At 55.1% G+C, this 19466-nt stretch carries 18 protein-coding genes; 10 read left to right on the top strand and 8 right to left on the bottom strand.

Annotated features, from left to right (window positions below):
* From ACMWKA_RS09515 to ACMWKA_RS09490, 6 genes are all read right to left on the bottom strand, one after another.
* Positions 1–699 (bottom strand): WbqC family protein, encoded by a 699-nt coding sequence (locus ACMWKA_RS09515; protein WP_013096013.1) that lies wholly within the window; start codon positions 697–699, stop codon positions 1–3.
* A 12-nt stretch (positions 700–711) separates the two neighbouring features.
* Positions 712–1866 carry a DegT/DnrJ/EryC1/StrS family aminotransferase gene (locus ACMWKA_RS09510; protein WP_013096012.1) on the bottom strand — a complete coding sequence of 385 codons (1155 nt, stop codon included), beginning with the start codon at positions 1864–1866 and terminating at the stop codon, positions 712–714.
* Positions 1867–1869: 3 nt separating this feature from the next.
* Positions 1870–2310: a hypothetical protein gene (locus ACMWKA_RS09505; RefSeq protein WP_414760152.1), complete on the bottom strand. Its 441-nt coding sequence runs from the start codon at positions 2308–2310 to the stop codon at positions 1870–1872.
* Positions 2292–5201, bottom strand: a complete 2910-nt coding sequence (locus tag ACMWKA_RS09500; RefSeq protein WP_414760151.1) for a methyltransferase domain-containing protein — start codon at positions 5199–5201, stop codon at positions 2292–2294. Before ACMWKA_RS09500 ends, ACMWKA_RS09505 begins: the two co-directional genes overlap by 19 nt.
* 27 nt (positions 5202–5228) lie before the next feature.
* Positions 5229–6647, bottom strand: coding sequence for a hypothetical protein (locus ACMWKA_RS09495; protein ID WP_414760150.1), 1419 nt, complete (start codon positions 6645–6647; stop codon positions 5229–5231).
* A 164-nt stretch (positions 6648–6811) separates the two neighbouring features.
* Complete coding sequence (locus ACMWKA_RS09490; RefSeq protein ID WP_014832468.1) at positions 6812–7648, bottom strand: flagellin; 837 nt, start codon at positions 7646–7648, stop codon at positions 6812–6814.
* Positions 7649–8028: 380 nt separating this feature from the next.
* Between ACMWKA_RS09490 and fliD the strand changes: the two genes are divergently transcribed.
* Genes fliD through amyA form a run of 4 tightly spaced genes read left to right on the top strand, consistent with a single transcriptional unit; the run spans position 8029 to position 11820 of the window.
* Positions 8029–9480, top strand: a complete 1452-nt coding sequence (gene fliD, locus ACMWKA_RS09485) for a flagellar filament capping protein FliD (protein WP_013096008.1) — start codon at positions 8029–8031, stop codon at positions 9478–9480.
* A gap of 15 nt (positions 9481–9495) precedes the next feature.
* The gene (gene fliS / locus ACMWKA_RS09480; RefSeq protein ID WP_023622487.1) at positions 9496–9906 is read left to right on the top strand and encodes a flagellar export chaperone FliS; all 411 of its coding nucleotides are present in this window, start codon (positions 9496–9498) and stop codon (positions 9904–9906) included.
* Positions 9906–10280: a flagella biosynthesis regulatory protein FliT gene (gene fliT / locus ACMWKA_RS09475; RefSeq protein WP_013096006.1), complete on the top strand. Its 375-nt coding sequence runs from the start codon at positions 9906–9908 to the stop codon at positions 10278–10280. The genes fliS and fliT overlap by 1 nt, the downstream gene beginning before the upstream one ends.
* A gap of 52 nt (positions 10281–10332) precedes the next feature.
* Positions 10333–11820: an alpha-amylase gene (gene amyA, locus ACMWKA_RS09470; RefSeq protein ID WP_020687606.1), complete on the top strand. Its 1488-nt coding sequence runs from the start codon at positions 10333–10335 to the stop codon at positions 11818–11820.
* 93 nt (positions 11821–11913) lie between these two features.
* Here amyA and yedD read toward each other — a convergent pair whose 3' ends face one another.
* Together yedD and fliE are read right to left on the bottom strand one after the other, a co-directional pair.
* Entirely contained in the window at positions 11914–12327 is a 414-nt protein-coding gene (gene yedD, locus ACMWKA_RS09465; RefSeq protein ID WP_013096004.1) for a lipoprotein YedD, read from the bottom strand.
* Between the two features lie 75 nt (positions 12328–12402).
* The gene (gene fliE / locus ACMWKA_RS09460) at positions 12403–12717 is read right to left on the bottom strand and encodes a flagellar hook-basal body complex protein FliE (protein ID WP_013097729.1); all 315 of its coding nucleotides are present in this window, start codon (positions 12715–12717) and stop codon (positions 12403–12405) included.
* Between the two features lie 228 nt (positions 12718–12945).
* On the opposite strand from fliE, the gene fliF reads away from it, so the two are divergent.
* From fliF to fliK, 6 genes are read left to right on the top strand one after another with little or no spacing between them, the layout of a single operon-like run.
* Positions 12946–14625, top strand: coding sequence for a flagellar basal-body MS-ring/collar protein FliF (fliF, locus tag ACMWKA_RS09455; RefSeq protein WP_023619799.1), 1680 nt, complete (start codon positions 12946–12948; stop codon positions 14623–14625).
* On the top strand, positions 14618–15607 hold the full coding sequence (gene fliG / locus ACMWKA_RS09450) for a flagellar motor switch protein FliG (RefSeq protein ID WP_414760149.1): 990 nt from the start codon (positions 14618–14620) through the stop codon (positions 15605–15607). Before fliF ends, fliG begins: the two co-directional genes overlap by 8 nt.
* Positions 15600–16310, top strand: a complete 711-nt coding sequence (fliH, locus tag ACMWKA_RS09445) for a flagellar assembly protein FliH (RefSeq protein ID WP_013097731.1) — start codon at positions 15600–15602, stop codon at positions 16308–16310. The genes fliG and fliH overlap by 8 nt, the downstream gene beginning before the upstream one ends.
* Positions 16310–17680 (top strand): flagellar protein export ATPase FliI, encoded by a 1371-nt coding sequence (gene fliI, locus ACMWKA_RS09440; RefSeq protein WP_013097732.1) that lies wholly within the window; start codon positions 16310–16312, stop codon positions 17678–17680. The genes fliH and fliI overlap by 1 nt, the downstream gene beginning before the upstream one ends.
* Positions 17681–17701: 21 nt before the next feature.
* Positions 17702–18145, top strand: coding sequence for a flagellar export protein FliJ (fliJ, locus tag ACMWKA_RS09435; RefSeq protein ID WP_013097733.1), 444 nt, complete (start codon positions 17702–17704; stop codon positions 18143–18145).
* Positions 18142–19377, top strand: a complete 1236-nt coding sequence (gene fliK / locus ACMWKA_RS09430; protein WP_414760148.1) for a flagellar hook length control protein FliK — start codon at positions 18142–18144, stop codon at positions 19375–19377. Before fliJ ends, fliK begins: the two co-directional genes overlap by 4 nt.
* The last annotated feature ends 89 nt before the right edge of the window (positions 19378–19466 follow it).

Raw genomic sequence — 19466 nt, 5'->3', positions numbered from 1 at the left:
TTAAATTAACTCATAACCATGCTGGAGGCGACGAACCACCTCATTGCGAGGGTTAAACATCATGACGTCAATAATCGACAGCCACGGAATAAACGCCGCGTCAGAATGCGGGTAGTGCCACGGCTGCGGCTGGATAAATTTCAGCTCAAGCCCGCGGTCGACAAAATCCTCCCGGGAATAGAGCGCCATGCCCCCCGGGGGATTAATATACGTACGGGCGTTCATCACCTGACAAATATCGATGACGCGATCCTGAGACTTTAACGCGTGATTCGCCGGTAATGAGGACGAGACAATCAGCTCGCAGGAGAAGCCAAAATAGTCCCGCAGCCGGTTCAGCCCCTGCCACAGATAATTAAACAGGTTTTCGTCCGGGTTCTGAATAATCTCCTCAACCACCGGCATTACCGCAGAAAATGAGGGGGCGTGGCGATACGCCCCGATTATCTGATTGCACAGCTTGTTGCGGTCAAATGTGGCTGAGAGCTGCCGCTCCCTGATATCCAGAAAGTCCGAGTCTTTTTTTAGCGGCAGCGAGATTAACGACTCCGCACCGCGAACCTGAATACGGTTACGGTTAATCCACCCTTTTTTCGTGTATTTGATGTTGTCATACACCACGAAAGCATCAACGGCCGCCATGAGCTGAAAATAGCCGCAATACGGGAAAAAATAGGGTTGCATGATCGCCAGCTTCATCGGTTTCCTTTCCTATCCATTGACCACCAGCGCAGGCTCAGCCGCATGAGCAGCATCGATAAACAAGCCCTGAATAATCTCAATAATACGACGCTGATCGGCCACCGGCAGTCCGGGATAGATAGGCAGGCAAAGCACCGCATGAGAAATTTCATCGGCAACCGGGAGATGTTGTACATTCGCCGTCGGGAAGTGGCGATACATCGGGAAGGCGCTGATAAGCGGATAGAAATAACGGCGGGCATAGATATTATGCTTACGTAATTCCGCATAAATCGCATCCCGGCTGACCGCCGAATCTGCACGAATAAGTACCGGGAAGTAAGAGTAATTCCATTCAATATTACTGGCCGGTTTAATGTATTCCAGCGCCGGAAGCGCGGCATCGAGCAGTTCAACGTAACGCTGATAAATCACCGCACGTTCCTGCAGCGCACCGTCAATATACTTTAATTGCAGCAGTCCCATGGCCGCCTGCACTTCATTCATCTTGGCGTTAATACCCGGCGCCATCACGATGGTTTCATCGGCAAAGCCAAAGTTTTTAAGATAATCGATGCGCTGTTTGGTTTTGGCGTCGTGGCAAATAATGGCGCCCCCTTCGAAGGTATTAAATACCTTCGTGGCGTGGAAGCTCAGCACGGAGAGATCGCCATAATTGAGAATGCTGGCGTTATCCTGTTTGACGCCGAAACAGTGGGCCGCATCGTAAATCACCTTCAGCCCATAGGTATCGGCAATCTTCTGGATGCGTTCCATATCGCACGGAATACCGTAGCAGTGGACCGGCATGATGGCCGTTGTTTTAGGCGTAATCAGTTCTTCAATGCGATCCGGATCGATATTAAACGTGACAGGGTCAATATCGGCAAACACCGGCGTTAAATCATTCCACAGCAGGCTGTGAGAGGTGGCGACAAAGGAGTATGGCGTGGTGATCACTTCGCCCGTAATACGCAATGTCTGCAGCGCCGTCAGCAGCGCGAGCGTGCCGTTAGAGAACAGGCAGACATGCTTTACGCCCAGATAGGCCGCCAGCGCCTCTTCCAGTTGCTGATGGAATTGCCCGCTGTTGGTCAAAATTTTACTTTCCCACAAGGTCTCCAGGTAAGGGATGAACTCCTCAAGTGGCGGAAGAAGTGGACTGGTAACGTAGACATTTTTCATAAGTTAATCCTCAGTACCTGTTACCCGGAAACTGTGAGGTGCTTCGTCAGCACACCATTTACGCCAGGCCTGACGTATGGCCTGCTGGAAAGGAATCGCCACATTGCTCTGCCCCTGCGTCGGGATCGTGCTCCGCATGCTCTGGCGCAAGGCGTTAAGGGTTTCCAGTTGGGTTTGCCAGCGCACGGCTTTATCGAAATAGTCCTGCTGACTTTCCGCAACAAATTCATCCAGCCCGTAGATATGCATAATCTCGAGCCCCTGACGGGCAGGATAGGTCGCCCCTGCCAGGGTGAGCGTCGGGACGCCCATCCAGATGCCATGGCTGGTGGTGGTGCCTCCGTTGTATGGGAAGGAGTCAAGGAGCATGTCCACCTCGTGATGCATCTGCAGGTAGGCCTCCATTCCCGTAGTTTTACGGAAGATCAGCTGTTCATCCGCCACGCCCAGCGCATTGAGCTTCTTGCGGTAGCGGGCGATCCGTCATCATCCATAAATCCAATCAGCAGCCTTGACGTGGCGTTATGCTGCAGAATGCGCGCCCACAGCGCGAAGACCCGATCGTTCAATTTTTTAGGACGGTTAAAGCTACCGTAGGTAAACCAGCCGTTCGTCAGGGCTGGCAGCGTATTGACGTCAGGACTGGACGCATCCGGCTCGAAGAAATTATCAAGCGGGATCGCAATCAGCTTCTCCGTGAACTGCGCGTCTATCGCCGCATTTCTGACAAACCCGGTACTGATAATGCGGTAATCCATCTGCGTCATCCCGGTTGTGCCCGGGTAGCCCAGCCAGGTGATTTGCACTGGCGCAGGCTTAAAGGCAAACGCAGGTAACCGCGTTCCGGTGGTATGGCCCGAAAGGTCAAAAAGAATATCGATCCCGTCACTGTGGATCTGTTTTGCCAGCTCAACGTTATTGAGATCGGTAACGGATAACCACTTCGTCGAGGTGTTACGGAAGTGCTCCGTGACGGCATCATCTTTATCGAGCGTGCTATAGCCGTAGAGGGAGAACTGTTCCCGGTCCATACCATCCCAGAACGGCCGCAGGAAGCGGCTTACCGGGTGGTTGCGGAAATCGCCAGAGACAAAGCCGACGCGCAGCGGCCGCTCAGGATCCTTGCTACCCTGCCACGGCAGCGCCAGGTCGAATTTTTTCGCCCATGCGCTCACCAGCTCGCCATAAGCAAGATGGCGCTCGAAGAGCACCTCCGGCGAGACGGAAAAATCGTGGGTCAGAACAAACAGCAGGCTGGTGAAACAGTCAAAATCACCCGGCGCAAACTCGAGCGATTTCTCAAGGAAATAGCGTGCTTCCGTCAGTTTCTGGTTATCACTCAGAATGATGCCCATCATCGCGAGATGCAGCGGGTTCGTGGCGTTATAGCGCAAAGACTCTCTGGCACAGCGTTCAGCCATGGCCATGTTGCGGCGCGAGTGATACACCACCGCCAGCGTATTCCAGAATGACGCGTTATTTTTATTCAACCGCAGCAGCGCCTGGAGGATGCGGGCTGAATAATGCAACTCACCCTTTTTCTGCAGCACCGTGGCCAGGTCGAACCAGATATCCTGCCCGGCAGAGTAGTGGCTCATCAGTTGACCGAGTGCCGACAAGGCCTCATCCCAGTCCCCCATCAGCAGGCTGGCGCGGGAATAGCAGCGAAGCGTATGCAGGTTATGGGGATCGTTTTCAATCTGTCCGCGGATATAATCGCGCGCGTCTTTAGCCAGCCCCGCAGCAATCAGGGCGTTGACGTTTTTGTAGATGAGATCGATAGCAGGATCCTGTTCATCCTTCTCCCCTGCCATTACCTGTCCGTCAGCCAGTAAACCACCCTGCTGCGACCCGACGTTAAGCAGCAACAGCGTATCGATGCTACGTTTGAGATAGTCGACATCCCCCGGGCGTAAATAATGCTGCTGTGCTCTGCGCCACGCTTCAGGGGAGCCTTTCAACAGACCTTTCGCTTTCAGTGCCGAAAAAAGTTCGCTGCTTTTGGCCTGATTGACATCCATGCCTGCAAGTGCAAATTCACGCTCTTCCTGACTAAGAGTGACGCGCGCGCCCCACAGATTAAACGTGACGTCGGCGTCATCGCCTGCCTGAAGAGGTGAAATGAAGGCAAGTTCACGTTCCGGTTGAACATTGTATGGCCCTGGTGAACCGGCCCAGTAGAGTCCCGGAATTTGATTGAGAAACAGATCTTTCAGTGACTCAAGCACCTGCTGGGCGACATCCTCCTCCTTTTCAGGAAGACGGGTGTTGAACACCAGTTGTTCAAACGACAGGCTCAGCGGCCATGCGCCGCCAAGCAGATCAAGAATGTGCAGGGTCGTGGTATTAAGCGTTGAGAAAAACTTCCCTTCCGCGTTGGTGTGAGCATTAACAATCTCACCCCGTTCGTTGCGGTAACGCCTGAAATCACCGGCCCAGTGCAGCGCGTTTAAGCGGGTAAAATCCAGCGCCGCCGCGTTGACGGCATCATCACGGGAAAGCAGGCTGACGCGCTCGCGACGGTTGACGGCAAAATCGAGATATTGCTGCGCGGCAATCGACGTCTGTCCGGATGAGACCAGAGCGTGCAGCTGATGAATTTGCTCGCTAACGCTTTCACCCGTTTCGTACTGCGGCAGCGCATCTCCCACGTAGCGTAACCCGCAGGCGGAAAGGCTATCGTTGAAGTGAATAAACTGACCGGAGGTATGGGTGGCGCTTGCCAGCATCTCACTAAAAGTGGCGTCGTCAATGTGCTCCATCGCGAGCACATGGTGTTTGATCTCACCTTCCGGCTGAGTCATGGCCAGATAGCTGAGCATGCCGCGAGCAAACGCCACCTGCTCTTCTGGCCGGCCCGCCAGACGTGCATGGAAAGCCAGCGCATCCTGGACATATTGCGCCGCGGACTCAGGCGGGGAAAAGGTTTGATGAATGGCAATCATGCCGCGCGCCGCCAAATGACGACGACACCACTGCAACAGCGCGTCACGCTCTGGCATGCCAGCAGGAATAAAGTCCCCGCGGATCAGAATGTAATCGAACTCACCCGGCGACACGCTCAACACATCGTTAAGACCCGCCGCAACCAGTTCGATATTGGCGATACCCAGACGCTGCGCCTGCCTCTGCCCCGCTGAAACAGCCTCTTCGTTACTATCAATCCCTATCCCGACACAATCCGGCCAGGCCAGCGCAGCGGATAACAACACATCTCCCTGTCCGCAGCCTAAATCCAGGACGCGCGCATTCTCAGGCGCCCCGGCAGGAAACTGATACAGAGCAGCGGCAGCCTGCAGACTGGATAGCGTGAATCGATTATCTGGATACAACATACAGAGAAAGTTCCATGAGTTCAGTGGTTAGCCAAAATAGGTTTGTTGCATCGCAGCTTTATAGTTCTGGTACGCTTCGCCGCCTGATTTTTGCGTGGTCACGGTCCAGCTGAACGTGTCGTTGGTGTAACGAATGTCGATCAGTTTCTCCAGCGGCTCGCGATGAATGGCCATCTGTTCTATCGCCGGAAGGGCATCCAGTGAGACCGACAGCGCGACCTGATCAAGGAACCACTCCGCATTACCGCGGCGTAAGTTCCAGTCAATAAAGGTGGCGACAAGCGAAAGGTATTTACGCGAAAGCGTGCCAGGGACCGTATAAACAAAGCCCGCAGGCACCTGCTCCCACGGCGGCGCGCCGTTGCTGTAAGAGAGGACAATCTCACTCTTCGGGAGATGTGGCTCAATATCCGACCAGTTCTTACGCACCAGACAATCCGCATCAAGCACCATGATCGGTGACGTGAATACGCTCAGCGCATAGCTAAGGAAGACAAAGCGTCTTGAGGCGTACCAGACGTTGATACCAAAAACAGGCGTAATGGTTTCGGCCGTCGCGGATATCACCATGCCCGGAAAACGCTGGTGCAGGGCATTAACGTGCGCCTTTGTCTCATCATCCGGGTTATAAAGATGCAGGTGAACGTTAAGCCCATCGCCGTTGGTGTGGTAGACAGACCCTAACAGCGTCAGGGCATGATCGAAGTAATAACGTTTGTCGCACGCCACCAGAACCGTGGTTTTTCCGTTTTCTTCCGCCGGAAGAAGCCACTCGTAGTGCGAAAAATCAGGCTCATAATCAGGCATTTTCAGGGCGGAAAAATCGATGAACGATTCGGGACAGCCACCCAGCTTATGAATCGCCGTGACGATCATCAGCATCGTTAACGCGTCTTCACCAATATGTTCCGGATTGGCGGTCAGCTGCTGGATAAGCGTCTGCATCTGATTAAAATCATCTTCCATCAGACAAACCAACAACAATATTTTCATCACGGTTGGGGATGGACTCACCACCGCGTAGTAGTTTGAAATCAGGAATAAGGCAGCGTCAATTTCGTTAATGCGGAAAAAAACCTGAATACCCGCCACCAGAAGATTAATGCTGTTGTCGTGTTGAAGCGCCTCTACCACCCAGCCGGTAATGGTGTCGCTCATCTCTTTTGAAAATGGCGTGGGCTTCCCTTCATTTTTAAAATCAAACGCGGCGTTTGCAGCAGCAATCGCGCACAGCATGCGCTTCACGGCGAGTTCTTTGTCTGCATCCAGATCTGTCATGGCTTCCATGATCTGGGGTTCGAGCGTGGCAATATCGGAGTTTTTATAATGCAGGATTTCGGTAACGATATGCGCAGGCAATGCATCCGTTTCCGGCAGGAAAATTAACCGTGAAAATTCGTCACGGTAAAACTGATGCAGCGATCGTGTACGCTCGAACTTATTCATCCCGATTCTCTTAGTAAGATTGCGATTCTTACCCATCGTACAAGGGAATATCCGGGATAATGGAAGGAACACCCCCGGGAATAATGGCTTATTTCGGAGATTGTCTGACGGGCAAAAAAAAAGGTTGCTGTTTCCAGCAACCTTTTGTGAAACAGGCGCGGCGATTAACGCAGCAGAGACAGCATTGCCTGTGGAACCTGGTTTGCCTGAGACAGTACAGAAGTACCAGCCTGCTGCAGGATCTGCGCGCGAGACATGTTGGAAACTTCGGTAGCGTAGTCAGCGTCCTGGATACGGGACTGAGCAGCAGACAGGTTGTTGATAGAGTTGTTCAGGTTGTTGATGGTAGATTCGAAACGGTTCTGAATCGCACCCATGTTAGAACGCGCAGTATCGATTTTCGCGATTGCAGCGTCAGCAGCAGAGATAACAGCCTGTGCAGAGGCGTTATCGGAGATTGCAGTGCTCAGGCCAGCGCTCAGGGTACCAGAGGTGGCGTTGATCAGCGCGTTGCTGTCGATGGAGATGGTGTCGTTAGAAGAAGTACCTGCACCAACCTGAATTTTCAGCGCGGTAGATACGGAACCGTCCAGCAGTTTCTTACCGTTGAAGTTAGCTGCGCCCGCGATACGGTCGATTTCAGCCAGACGCTGGGTGATTTCAGTGTTGATAGAAGTCAGGTCAGAAGAACCGTTAGTGTCGGTAGCAGCCTGAACAGACAGCTCACGAATACGCTGTAAGTTGGTGTTGATTTCGTTCAGGTTACCTTCAGCAGTCTGAACCAGGGAGATACCGTCGTTGGCGTTACGCGCCGCCTGGGTCATACCTTTAACCTGGGAGGTCATGCGGTTAGCAATCGCCTGGCCAGCAGCGTCATCTTTCGCGCTGTTGATACGCAGACCAGAGGACAGACGCTCGATAGCAGTGCCCAGAGAAGACTGAGATTTGTTCAGGTTGTTCTGAGTGGTCAGGGACAACAGGTTAGTATTGATAACTGCCATAATTTAATTCCTTCAAAAATGGTTTCTAGGGTCGGTGCCTTAACACTCACGGCGTCTCTCACCGTAATGAAAGTTATCGACGGGTCTGAATAAGACTTTAGAAATTTCGTCAAAAAATTATTAATACATTGATTTTAATGAATTTATAGTTATTAAAGTCTATTCAGAACGCCATCAGAAACGCTATTTTTCAAGAAACGTTTTCACATTTTATTCTTCCCGCGTTTTTCTTTTATATATGTCTCTCACGCGCCAATAGTGCTATATGGCCGTAAGGTTGAGCGCTATTCAGCCGATAATTTTTTTACCTGAAACGTAAACTATCTGCATAAGTCGCCGATAACTACCTGAAACTACCATTGGCTAAAGGAAATAAAAAAATGGCGAGTAGCTCAATCACTCTCTCTTCAGGCGCGACTATTACGAGTCTGGGCGTAGGTTCAGGTCTGGATCTGGCAACACTGTATAACAACCTCGAAACGGCTGAAAAAACCAAGCTGAACACCATCACCAATCAGCAGACATCCTATAATGCCCAGCTGAGCGCGTTCAGTAAGCTGCAAAGTGCAATGACGTCGCTGAATACCGCCACTGCAGCCCTGGGAAAAACGGACACCTGGAACGCGGCGTCTATTGGCTCAACCAACACCGCCTTCAGCGCCACCACCACGGCCGGTGCAGCGGTTGGTTCCTATAGCGTACAGGTTAAATCGCTGGCGAAAGCTCAGGTATTAACCTCTGCCGTCCAGACCAGTGCCACCGCGCAGCTGGGAGCGACTACCGGTACCACGCGCACCATCACCATCAGCCAGCCAGGCACCACCAAACCGCTGACCGTCGATCTTGCTGACGGCGACACCAGCCTGAACGGTATTGCCAGCGCGATTAACAAGGCTAACGGCAACGTCACGGCAACGGTAGTGAAGTCGAAGGACAACGAGTACACCCTGATGCTGTCCTCGAAAACCACCGGCACGGCCAATGACATGACGGTGACGGTGACCGGTGACGACACCTTAAAAGGCATTATCAGCTACGACTCATCCACGAATACCGGCGCGATGAATCAGCAAACCGCGTCACAAAATGCGTTGGTTACCATCAACGACATCGACATTGAGCGTTCGACCAACACAATTAATGACGCGCTGCCGGGCGTAACCCTCACCCTGAAGGCAGAAAGCACCAAGAGCGAAAATTTAGATGTTACCCGCTCTACCGATGCCACCAAAAAAGCCGTCACGGATTGGGTTACCGCCTACAACTCCCTGCAGTCGACCATCGCCAGCATCACCAAGTATGTGAAAGTGGAAGCCGGTGCCGATCAGTCCGCCAGCAACGGTGCGCTGCTGGGTGACAACACCGTGCGCTCTGTGCAGTCACAGCTGCGCGATATGTTGACCGTGGTCCAGTCTGGCTCCTACGCGATCATGGCCCAGCTCGGTATCACCCAGGATCCTACCGTGGGCGCTGACGGCTCAATGGGTAACCTGAAAATCGACGATGCCAAACTGACAAAAGCACTCACCGACAGCCCGGAAGCGGTGCAGGCCTACTTTATTGGCGATGGCAAAACAACCGGTCTGGCCACGCAGATGGGCAATACCCTGACCGCCATGCTGAGCACAACCACCGGTAAAGAAGGGATCATCAAAAGCGCGACTGACGGTATCAACAGCACGTTGAAAACCCTGGATAAGCGCTACGACGCAATGGAAGCGAGCATCGAAGCCACGATGGCCCGTTATAAAGCACAGTTCAACAGTCTTGATACCATGATGAGTAAACTGAATAACACGGCCACCTACCTGAAACAGCAGTTCAGTTCTTAGTCGTAAGGAACGTATATGTATGCACAAAATGGCGCCCGAGCTTATCAGCAGGTCGGGCTGGAAAGCGCGGTGCTGAGTGCCAGTCCGCATCAACTTGTCGTAATGCTGTTTGACGGGGCACTGAGTGCCCTTGTCCGCGCCCGTCTTTTCCTGGACGAAGGAAAAATCACCGAAAAAGGCGAAGCCTTATCGAAGGCGATCAATATTATCGATAACGGGTTAAAAGCCGGTCTGAATATGGAGATCGACAGTGAACTGCCGGGCAACCTTGCCGCGCTGTACGAGTACATGGTCAGACGTTTGTTGCATGCAAATCTGCGTAACGACGTGGAGGCGATTGTAGAGGTCGAAGCGCTGCTCAATAACATTGCGGATGCGTGGAAACAAATTGGTCCCAATGGTCCTTCTTCTCAGGATATCTATTGATGAATAATCCAGCGTCCGCTCTTGATAACTGGCAGGCCCTCTATAACCTCAGCCTTACCATGTTAAAACATGCTCGTTCCGGTCTCTGGGACGAGCTCATTACCCTTGAGATATCTTATGTTCAGCTGGTAGAGAATATCTCCAAAAACCCTATTTCGGAGGCACATCCGTCCCAGATTGAGCAGGCACGTTTTCTACTCGAAAAGGTTCTGCAAAACGAGACCGAGCTCAAAATGCTGCTTGCCACACGCATGGACGAACTGCGCAGCCTCATTGATCAAACCGGTAAACAGCAATCCATCACATCAACCTATGGAAAGCTGTCAGGGAATATTCTTTATCCAGAAAGTTTGACCCGCGACACACAATTATGATTTCTTCATCCATACTCCAGAAGTCAGCCAAACGGCTTCTGGAGCACGGACGATGAAAAACCCCACCCTGTTACAATGCTTTCACTGGTATTACCCTGCAGGCGGTGAATTGTGGCGAGAGGTCACGGCATTAGCCCCCAATCTTAACGAAATCGGCATCAATATGATCTGGCTGCCGCCAGCCTATAAAGGCGCATCGGGCGGTTACTCGGTCGGGTATGATTCTTACGATCTGTTTGATCTCGGCGAGTTTGACCAGAAAGGCAGTGTTGCCACCAAATACGGTGATAAAGCCCAGCTTCTGGAAGCCATTGATGCGCTCAAAAGTAATAACATCGCGGTGCTGCTGGACGTGGTGGTTAACCACAAAATGGGCGCCGATGAGAAAGAGCACGTTCGCGTTCAGCGTGTGAACGAACAGGATCGCACACAAATCGATGATGAGATCATCGAGTGCGAAGCCTGGACCCGCTACACCTTCCCTGCCCGCGCCGGACAGTATTCGCAGTTCGTCTGGGATTACAAATGCTTTAGCGGCATCGACCACATCGAAAACCCCGATGAGGATGGCATCTTCAAAATCGTCAATGACTACACCGGCGAAGGCTGGAACGATCAGGTCGATGACGAAATGGGTAATTTCGACTATCTGATGGGCGAAAATATCGATTTCCGTAACCATGCCGTGACGGAGGAGATCAAGTACTGGGCGCGCTGGGTCATGGAACAAACCGGCTGCGACGGATTCCGCCTGGATGCGGTCAAACACATCCCCGCCTGGTTCTATAAGGAGTGGATTGAACACGTCCAGGAAGTGGCGACGCAGCCGCTGTTTATCGTCGCGGAATACTGGTCGCACGAGGTGGATAAACTGCAGGCCTATATTAATCAGGTCGAGGGTAAAACAATGCTGTTTGATGCCCCCCTGCAGATGAAATTCCACGAGGCCTCGCGTCAGGGGCGGGACTACGACATGAGCCAGATTTTCACCGGCACGCTGGTGGAGGCCGATCCGTTCCATGCGGTGACGCTGGTTGCCAACCATGACACCCAGCCGTTGCAGGCGCTTGAAGCCCCGGTGGAAGCCTGGTTTAAACCGCTGGCTTACGCTCTGATCCTGCTGCGGGAAAATGGCGTGCCGAGCGTGTTTTATCCCGATCTCTTTGGCGCCAGCTATGACGATACCGGGGGAGACGGTGAAACTTACCACATTGATATGCCGGTGATTGAGCAACTGCACGAGCTGATCCTCGCCCGTCAGCGCTTTGCCCACGGCGTGCAGACGCTGTTTTTTGACCACCCTAACTGCATCGCATTCAGCCGCAGTGGCACGGAAGAGGATCCCGGTTGCGTGGTGGTGATGTCCAATGGGGATGATGGCGAGAAGGTAATCTGCCTTGGGGAAAACTACGGGAACAAAACCTGGCGTGATTTTCTCGGCAATCGTGAAGAAACGGTCACCACCGCAGCGGATGGCGAAGGGACATTTACCTGCAAAGGCGGAAGCGTGAGCGTGTGGGTAATTGAGGATGCATTGTAGAAACAATGCCGGGTGGCGGCTTCGCCTTACCCGGCCTACAAAAGCCCCGTCCCGTAGGCCGGGTAAGCGTCAGCGCCACCCGGCAACTAACAGCTACGGTAGCTTACTTTCCAGCGGATTTTTGCTCAGGTAATCGGCACACTCCACCGTTGGGCGATCGACCTTCTGCAGCTCCATGCCATCATACTCCAGCACCGAGCCATCACGCTCCAGCGGGTAGATATCCAGCTTGCTGGTCACGTTGTAATAGCTGTCTGAACGCAGCATGATTTTACCCGGCACGGCAATCACGCGCTGCCATTGACGGCAGTCCAGCGTATCGCCCTCCTCCGTCACCACCAGCGTGGCAATCGCCTCCGGGCTGACCATTTTGCTCTGCGGCCCTTTTGACTGCCAGTATCCCGCCAGATGTGCCGGAACAGGATGTTTAATCACATCCTTGTAGCTATCTACCTGTACGCACCCGGTGAGTGCCAGCAGCGCGCCAGCAATTGCTATTTTTTTCATCATCTTTCCTGCATTCGAAGAAAAAAATATTGTGGCATTAAAGCGCTAAGGCTGCCAGCGAAGATCGTCCAGGTCTTAGACCTGCATCCCCATCACTTCCTGATACGCAGACACCAGCTTATTACGCACCTGGATCCCCATCTGCAGAGAGACCGAGGCTTTTTGCAAATCGGTCATCACATCGTTCAGCGCCACGCCAGGTTCACCGAGGGTGAACTTCTCGGCCTGGGTACGCGCGGCGGTCTGGGTATCGCTGATACGGTCGAGCGCAGCATGCAGTTGCCCGGCAAAGCTGATGGTCGGCTGCTGTTCTGCCACATTCTGATTACGGGCCGTCATCGCGGTTGCCTGCAGCTGACTGATAACCCCTTCAATACCCTGTATAGCCATGACTCTCCCCTGGATGGTTTTTTACGCGGTCAAGACTAACAGCTTGTCAATAAGATAATGGCGGTAAATAGCGATAAAAAACCAGGTTATTTGGCCCATAGAAAATCACGAATCATCAAATAATGGCTGGGCCATCAATATGGAACTTTTGTCGTGTTTGCCGACCCGGGAGTCAGTTTTGTTTCTCTACACGAATAACGTAAACCACCAGGATTTAAGAGGTGCGCAATGAGTGCAGCAGCATCGACAGCGCCGCAGAATAAATCACTCGAGTGGATGAACCGCCTTCGCGCGAATCCTAAAATCCCGTTGATCGTGGCAGGCGCTGCCGCAATTGCGATCCTTGTAGCGATGGTGTTGTGGGCGAAAAGTCCTGATTACCGCACGCTTTACAGCAACCTTTCCGATCAGGATGGCGGCGCCATCGTCACCCAACTGACTCAAATGAACATCCCTTATCGCTTCGCCGATAACGGGGGTGCGCTTGAGGTACCGGCAGATAAAGTCCATGAACTCCGTCTGCGTCTGGCGCAGCAGGGCCTGCCGAAGGGCGGCGCGGTGGGTTTTGAACTGCTGGATCAGGAAAAGTTCGGTATCAGCCAGTTCAGCGAGCAGGTGAACTACCAGCGTGCGCTGGAAGGTGAACTGGCCCGCACGATTGAAACATTAGGCCCGGTGAAGAGCGCCCGCGTGCACCTTGCCATGCCTAAACCGTCCCTGTTTGTCCGCGAACAGAAATCCCCGTCGGCTTCCGTCACCGTCAACCTTGAACCCGGCCGGGCGCTGGATGAAGGGCAAATCAGCGCGGTTACACATTTAGTTTCCAGCGCCGTCGCCGGTTTACCGCCGGGTAACGTCACGCTGGTTGACCAGAGTGGTCACCTGCTGACCCAAAGCAATACCGCCGGGCGCGATCTGAATGACGCGCAGCTGAAATATGCCGCCGATGTGGAAGCGCGCCTCCAGCGCCGCATCGAAGCGATCCTCGGCCCGGTTGTGGGTAACAGCAACGTCCATGCCCAGGTTACCGCGCAGATCGACTTCTCTAATAAAGAACAGACCGAAGAGCAGTACCGCCCGAACGGCGATCCGGCTCAGGCAGTGATGCGCTCTCGCCAGGTTAACGAAAACGAACAGGTTGGCGGTGCATACCCAGGCGGCGTGCCGGGCGCACTCTCTAACCAGCCTGCCCCGGCTAACGCGGCCCCTATTTCTACGCCGCCGGCTAATCAGCAGAACGGTCAGCAAAATCAGCAGACTACAACCTCGACGGCCAGCAATGCCGGTCCACGTACCAGCAGCCGTAACGAAACCACCAACTACGAAGTGGATAGGACTATCCGCCACACAAAACTGAACGTGGGTGATATTCAGCGTCTGTCGGTGGCCGTCGTTGTGAACTACAAAACGCTGCCGAATGGCAAACCGCTGCCGCTGACGGCAGAGCAGATGAAGCAGATCGAAGACCTGACCCGTGAAGCGATGGGTTACTCCGAGAAGCGTGGCGATAGCCTCAACGTGGTGAATTCACCGTTTAACCCGGTAGATGAGACCGGCGGTGAGCTGCCGTTCTGGCAACAGCAGGCGTTTATCGATCAGCTGATGTCTGCAGGACGCTGGCTGCTGGTGCTGATTGTCGCCTGGCTGCTGTGGCGTAAGGGCGTTCGTCCTCAGTTGCAGCGTCGTGCAGAAGCCGAGAAAGCAGCTCGCGAACAGATGAATGCGCGTCAGGAAGTGGAAGAAGCGGTGGAAGTCCGCCTCAGCAAAGACGAACAGATGCAGCAGCGTCGTGCTAACCAGCGCATGGGTGCTGAGGTCATGAGCCAGCGCATTCGCGAAATGTCAGATAACGATCCGCGCGTCGTGGCGCTGGTCATCCGCCAGTGGATGGGTAACGAACATGAGTAATACGCTTACGGGCACCGATAAAAGCGTCATCCTGCTGATGACCATTGGCGAAGATCGAGCGGCAGAGGTGTTTAAACACCTCTCCCAGCGAGAAGTACAAATTCTGAGTGCGGCCATGGCCAACGTGCGTCAGATCTCCAACAAACAGCTGACCGAAGTGTTGTCGGAGTTTGAGCAGGAAGCCGAACAGTTTGCAGCGCTCAACGTCAACGCCAACGACTATCTGCGCTCCGTGCTGGTCAAGGCGCTGGGCGAAGAGCGTGCCGCCAGCCTGCTGGAGGATATTCTCGAAACGCGCGATACCGCCAGCGGGATCGAAACGCTCAACTTTATGGAGCCGCAGAGTGCCGCCGACCTTATTCGCGACGAGCACCCGCAGATTATCGCCACCATCCTGGTTCACCTCAAACGTGGTCAGGCGGCCGATATTCTGGCGCTGTTCGAAGAGCGCCTGCGTCACGATGTGATGCTGCGTATCGCCACCTTCGGCGGTGTCCAGCCAGCGGAGCTGACCGAAGTGCTGAACAACCTGCTCGACGGCCAGAACCTCAAGCGCAGCAAAATGGGCGGCGTGAGAACGGCGGCGGAAATCATCAACCTGATGAAAACGCAGCAGGAAGAAGCCGTTATTACGGCGGTTCGCGAATTCGACGGCGAGCTGGCGCAGAAAATTATCGACGAGATGTTCCTGTTCGAAAACCTGGTCGAAGTGGACGACCGCAGCATCCAGCGTCTGCTCCAGGAAGTGGACTCCGAGTCGCTGCTTATCGCCCTCAAAGGTGCCGAACAGCCGCTGCGCGAGAAGTTCCTGCGCAACATGTCCCAGCGTGCGGCAGATATCCTGCGCGACGACCTTGCCAACCGTGGCCCGGTGCGTCTGTCTCAGGTGGAAAACGAACAGAAAGCGATCCTGCTCATCGTTCGTCGTCTGGCAGAAACCGGCGAGATGGTAATTGGCAGCGGAGACGATACCTATGTCTAATGAGCTGCCGTGGAAGCGCTGGACGCCTGACGATCTGGCCCCTGCCCTCTCTGAATTCACCCCGGCTGTCGTAGCGTCGCCCGAGGAGGGCGACACCGACGTCGAGGCGCCTGAACTGAGCGAAGAAGAACAGCGCACGCAGATGCTGGCGCAGTTACAAATGCAGGCGCATGAGCAGGGTTTTAATGCAGGTCTGAATGAAGGCCGACAGAAAGGCCATGACCAGGGTTATCAGGAAGGTCTGGCGAAAGGGTTAGAACAGGGTATTGAGCAGGCGCGCCAGCAGCAGGCGCCTCTCCATGCCCGTATGCAGCAGCTGGTCAGCGAGTTCCAGCACACCCTGGATGCGCTGGACAGCGTGATTGCTTCCCGGTTGATGCAGATGGCGCTGGAAGCGGCCCGTCAGGTAATTGGCCAGACCCCGGCGGTCGATAATTCAGCGCTGATCAAACAAATTCAGGGCCTGCTGCAGCAAGAGCCGTTGTTCAGCGGGAAACCGCAGCTGCGCGTTCATCCGGACGATCTCCAGCGCGTGGAAGAGAGTCTCGGTGCCACGCTGAGCCTGCACGGCTGGCGTCTGCGCGGTGACCCGTCGTTACATCACGGCGGATGCAAAGTCTCCGCCGATGAAGGCGATCTGGATGCCAGCGTCGCCACCCGCTGGCAGGAACTGTGCCGCCTTGCGGCTCCGGGAGTCGTCTGATGACCGCACGCCTCACTCGCTGGCTCAACACGCTCGATAACTTTGAAACGAAGATGGCGCAACTGCCATCTGTTCGTCGTTATGGGCGCCTGACCCGCGCCACCGGTCTGGTGCTGGAAGCCACCGGCCTGCAGTTGCCTCTGGGGGCCACCTGCGTGATCGAGCGTCAGGATGGGCAGGAAACGCGAGAAGTGGAAAGCGAAGTGGTGGGCTTTAACGGCCAGCGTCTTTTCCTGATGCCGCTTGAAGAGGTGGAAGGCATTCTGCCCGGCGCGCGCGTCTATGCGAAAAACATCATCGGCGATGGTCTGCAAAGCGGTAAGCAGCTCCCGCTCGGCCCTGCCCTGCTGGGCCGCGTGCTGGACGGCAGCGGTAAACCGCTCGACGGCCTTCCCGCCCCGGACACCACCGAAACCGGCGCGCTGATCACCCAACCGTTTAACCCCCTGCAGCGTACCCCGATCGAACATGTTCTTGATACCGGTGTGCGCCCGATCAACGCCCTGCTGACCGTCGGTCGCGGCCAGCGTATGGGTCTGTTCGCCGGTTCAGGGGTGGGTAAATCGGTCCTGCTCGGCATGATGGCCCGTTACACCCAGGCCGATGTGATCGTCGTGGGGCTGATCGGTGAACGTGGCCGCGAAGTTAAAGACTTCATTGAAAACATTCTGGGTGCGGAAGGCCGCGCCCGTTCGGTGGTCATCGCCGCCCCGGCGGATGTCTCCCCGTTGCTGCGTATGCAGGGTGCCGCATATGCCACCCGCATCGCCGAAGATTTCCGTGACCGCGGCCAGCACGTGCTGCTGATCATGGACTCTCTTACCCGTTACGCGATGGCGCAGCGTGAAATCGCGCTGGCCATCGGTGAGCCACCGGCCACCAAAGGCTATCCGCCGTCGGTCTTTGCCAAACTCCCGGCACTGGTTGAACGCGCAGGGAACGGCATTAGCGGCGGTGGCTCCATTACCGCGTTTTATACGGTGCTGACCGAAGGCGACGACCAGCAGGACCCGATTGCCGACTCCGCGCGGGCGATCCTCGACGGTCATATTGTATTATCGCGTCGCCTGGCCGAAGCCGGACACTATCCGGCCATTGATATTGAAGCTTCCATCAGCCGCGCAATGACGGCGCTGATTACCGAGAAGCACTACGCCCGCGTGCGTAACTTCAAACAACTGCTCTCCAGCTTCCAGCGCAACCGCGATCTGGTGAGCGTGGGGGCGTATGCCAAAGGTAGCGATCCCATGCTAGACAAAGCGATTAGCCTGTGGCCGCAGCTGGAGGCATTTTTGCAACAAGGCATATTTGAACGTGCCGACTGGGAAGATTCGATTCAGGCTCTGGAGCTGATTTTCCCGCAGGTGTAACACAGGTGGAGGGCGACGATCATGGCGCAAAACAGCGCGTTATCAACGCTGAAAGATCTGGCTGAAAAAGAAGTTGATGATGCCGCATTGCAGCTTGGCGCAATGCGACGCGGGTGCCAGCAGGCTGAAGAGCAGTTGAAGATGTTAATCGACTATCAGCATGAGTATCGCACCAACCTCAATACCGATATGACACAGGGCATTGGAAGCCAGCGCTGGATTAACTATCAGCAGTTTATTCAGACGCTGGAGAAGGCGATAGAACAGCATCGCCAGCAGCTTCAGCAATGGACCCAAAAAGTCGACACCGCGCTGAATTTCTGGCGCGAGAAGAAGCAGCGACTGCAGGCCTGGCAGACCTTACAGGACCGGCAGATTGCCGCGGCGACGCTGGCGGAAAACCGCCAGGATCAGAAAAAAATGGATGAGTTTGCCCAGCGCGCATCAATGAGGAAACCGGAATGATAACACTGCAACAACTGCTGATGACCGACAGCGACCTGTCAGGCGGCATGCAAACGGGGAAAGGCACCGACGGTGCGCAAGATTTTCTTTCTCTGCTGGCGGGCGCGTTAACGGACGCCAGCGGTCAGGGCAAAGATGCGCCGCTGACGCTGGCCGACCTGAAGGCGGCTGGCAGCAAGCTGTCAAAGGTCGCGAAGGACGCCGGGGGAGAGTCCACCCTGCAGGCGAAAATTGCCGATCTGCTCGCGCGTCAATCCACGCAGGCTGGCGATGAAACGGCGCAGACGACGCCGCTGCAAACGCTGGTCTCCGGGCTGATGCCTGCCGCTAAGGGCGATGCCCTGAAGACGTTGACCACGGCGAATAGCGCCGATAACAGCAAAACCGAACTGAGCGAAGAAGAGCTGGCGGGCTTAAGCGCGCTGATGGCCATGCTGCCGCACCAGCAGACCTCCACGCCGGTCACGGCGAAAGGCGCGGGCAGTGAGGGACTCAAAGCAACGTCAGCCCTGGCCGCCACGACGCTTACGCAAAACGGCACGTCTGCACACGCGTTGAGCAGCGCCCTGACGGGCAAGGATAACGCGCAGCCATCTTTCGCCGGGCAGGCGCATAACGTTGATCCGTCCCTGCCGGCCAACGCACCGGTGACGCCAGCGCTCGCCGTCGCGGCCGAGAAACAGGATCTTGCCAGCGCGTCTTCGTCTTCAACACCAACCGCCACCCTGGCGCCAATTGTCTCCAGCCACGCCACCGCGCAGCCTGCCGCAACCGTTGCCACTGCTCCGGTGCTGAGTCAGCCGCTCGGCACCCACGAATGGCAACAGAACCTGAGCCAGCACATCACGCTGTTTGCGAAGCAAGGACAGCAAACCGCAGAGTTGCGCCTGAACCCGGAAGATCTGGGCCAGGTGCACATTTCGCTGAAGCTGGATAATGACCAGGCGCAGCTGCAGATGGTCTCTGCGCACGGCCACGTGCGTGCTGCACTGGAAGCCGCCCTGCCGGTACTGCGTACCTCACTGGCGGAAAACGGCATTCAGCTTACACAGAGTAGCGTCAGCAGCGAGAGCTTTGCCGGGCAGCAGCAGTCTTCGTCCCAGCAGCAACAGCAGGCGTCGCGTTCCGGCCAACACGGCGGATTTACTGAAGAGAGCGATGAGTTGCTGCCGACCCCGGCAGCCCTGCAATCCGCTGCGAGCGGCAACCGCGCCGTAGACATCTTCGCCTAAACGCCAGAGGTAGCGTGATTATCCCCGTCTTTTCCACGCTTTGACGTCAGCCGGACACGGGATAATCACCATATTAAGCTGTACCGAAA

It is taken from the genome of Enterobacter sp. 03-F-07-AD-ECC, from assembly GCF_047530935.1.
GTDB lineage: Bacteria > Pseudomonadota > Gammaproteobacteria > Enterobacterales > Enterobacteriaceae > Enterobacter > Enterobacter cloacae.
Note: the sequence above shows the minus strand (reverse complement) of the source record. Positions and strands in the feature narration are given on the sequence as shown.

What these genes read in the sequence shown, in the direction of transcription:
- ACMWKA_RS09515 (WP_013096013.1), bottom strand. Translation starts at nt 699, where the DNA reads ATGAAGCTGGCGATCATGCAACCCTATTTTTTCCCGTATTGCGGCTAT.
- ACMWKA_RS09510 (WP_013096012.1), bottom strand. Translation starts at nt 1,866, where the DNA reads ATGAAAAATGTCTACGTTACCAGTCCACTTCTTCCGCCACTTGAGGAG.
- ACMWKA_RS09500 (WP_414760151.1), bottom strand. Translation starts at nt 5,201, where the DNA reads ATGTTGTATCCAGATAATCGATTCACGCTATCCAGTCTGCAGGCTGCC.
- ACMWKA_RS09495 (WP_414760150.1), bottom strand. Translation starts at nt 6,647, where the DNA reads ATGAATAAGTTCGAGCGTACACGATCGCTGCATCAGTTTTACCGTGAC.
- ACMWKA_RS09490 (WP_014832468.1), bottom strand. Translation starts at nt 7,648, where the DNA reads ATGGCAGTTATCAATACTAACCTGTTGTCCCTGACCACTCAGAACAAC.
- fliD (WP_013096008.1), top strand. Translation starts at nt 8,029, where the DNA reads ATGGCGAGTAGCTCAATCACTCTCTCTTCAGGCGCGACTATTACGAGT.
- fliS (WP_023622487.1), top strand. Translation starts at nt 9,496, where the DNA reads ATGTATGCACAAAATGGCGCCCGAGCTTATCAGCAGGTCGGGCTGGAA.
- fliT (WP_013096006.1), top strand. Translation starts at nt 9,906, where the DNA reads ATGAATAATCCAGCGTCCGCTCTTGATAACTGGCAGGCCCTCTATAAC.
- amyA (WP_020687606.1), top strand. Translation starts at nt 10,333, where the DNA reads ATGAAAAACCCCACCCTGTTACAATGCTTTCACTGGTATTACCCTGCA.
- yedD (WP_013096004.1), bottom strand. Translation starts at nt 12,327, where the DNA reads ATGAAAAAAATAGCAATTGCTGGCGCGCTGCTGGCACTCACCGGGTGC.
- fliE (WP_013097729.1), bottom strand. Translation starts at nt 12,717, where the DNA reads ATGGCTATACAGGGTATTGAAGGGGTTATCAGTCAGCTGCAGGCAACC.
- fliF (WP_023619799.1), top strand. Translation starts at nt 12,946, where the DNA reads ATGAGTGCAGCAGCATCGACAGCGCCGCAGAATAAATCACTCGAGTGG.
- fliG (WP_414760149.1), top strand. Translation starts at nt 14,618, where the DNA reads ATGAGTAATACGCTTACGGGCACCGATAAAAGCGTCATCCTGCTGATG.
- fliH (WP_013097731.1), top strand. Translation starts at nt 15,600, where the DNA reads ATGTCTAATGAGCTGCCGTGGAAGCGCTGGACGCCTGACGATCTGGCC.
- fliI (WP_013097732.1), top strand. Translation starts at nt 16,310, where the DNA reads ATGACCGCACGCCTCACTCGCTGGCTCAACACGCTCGATAACTTTGAA.
- fliJ (WP_013097733.1), top strand. Translation starts at nt 17,702, where the DNA reads ATGGCGCAAAACAGCGCGTTATCAACGCTGAAAGATCTGGCTGAAAAA.
- fliK (WP_414760148.1), top strand. Translation starts at nt 18,142, where the DNA reads ATGATAACACTGCAACAACTGCTGATGACCGACAGCGACCTGTCAGGC.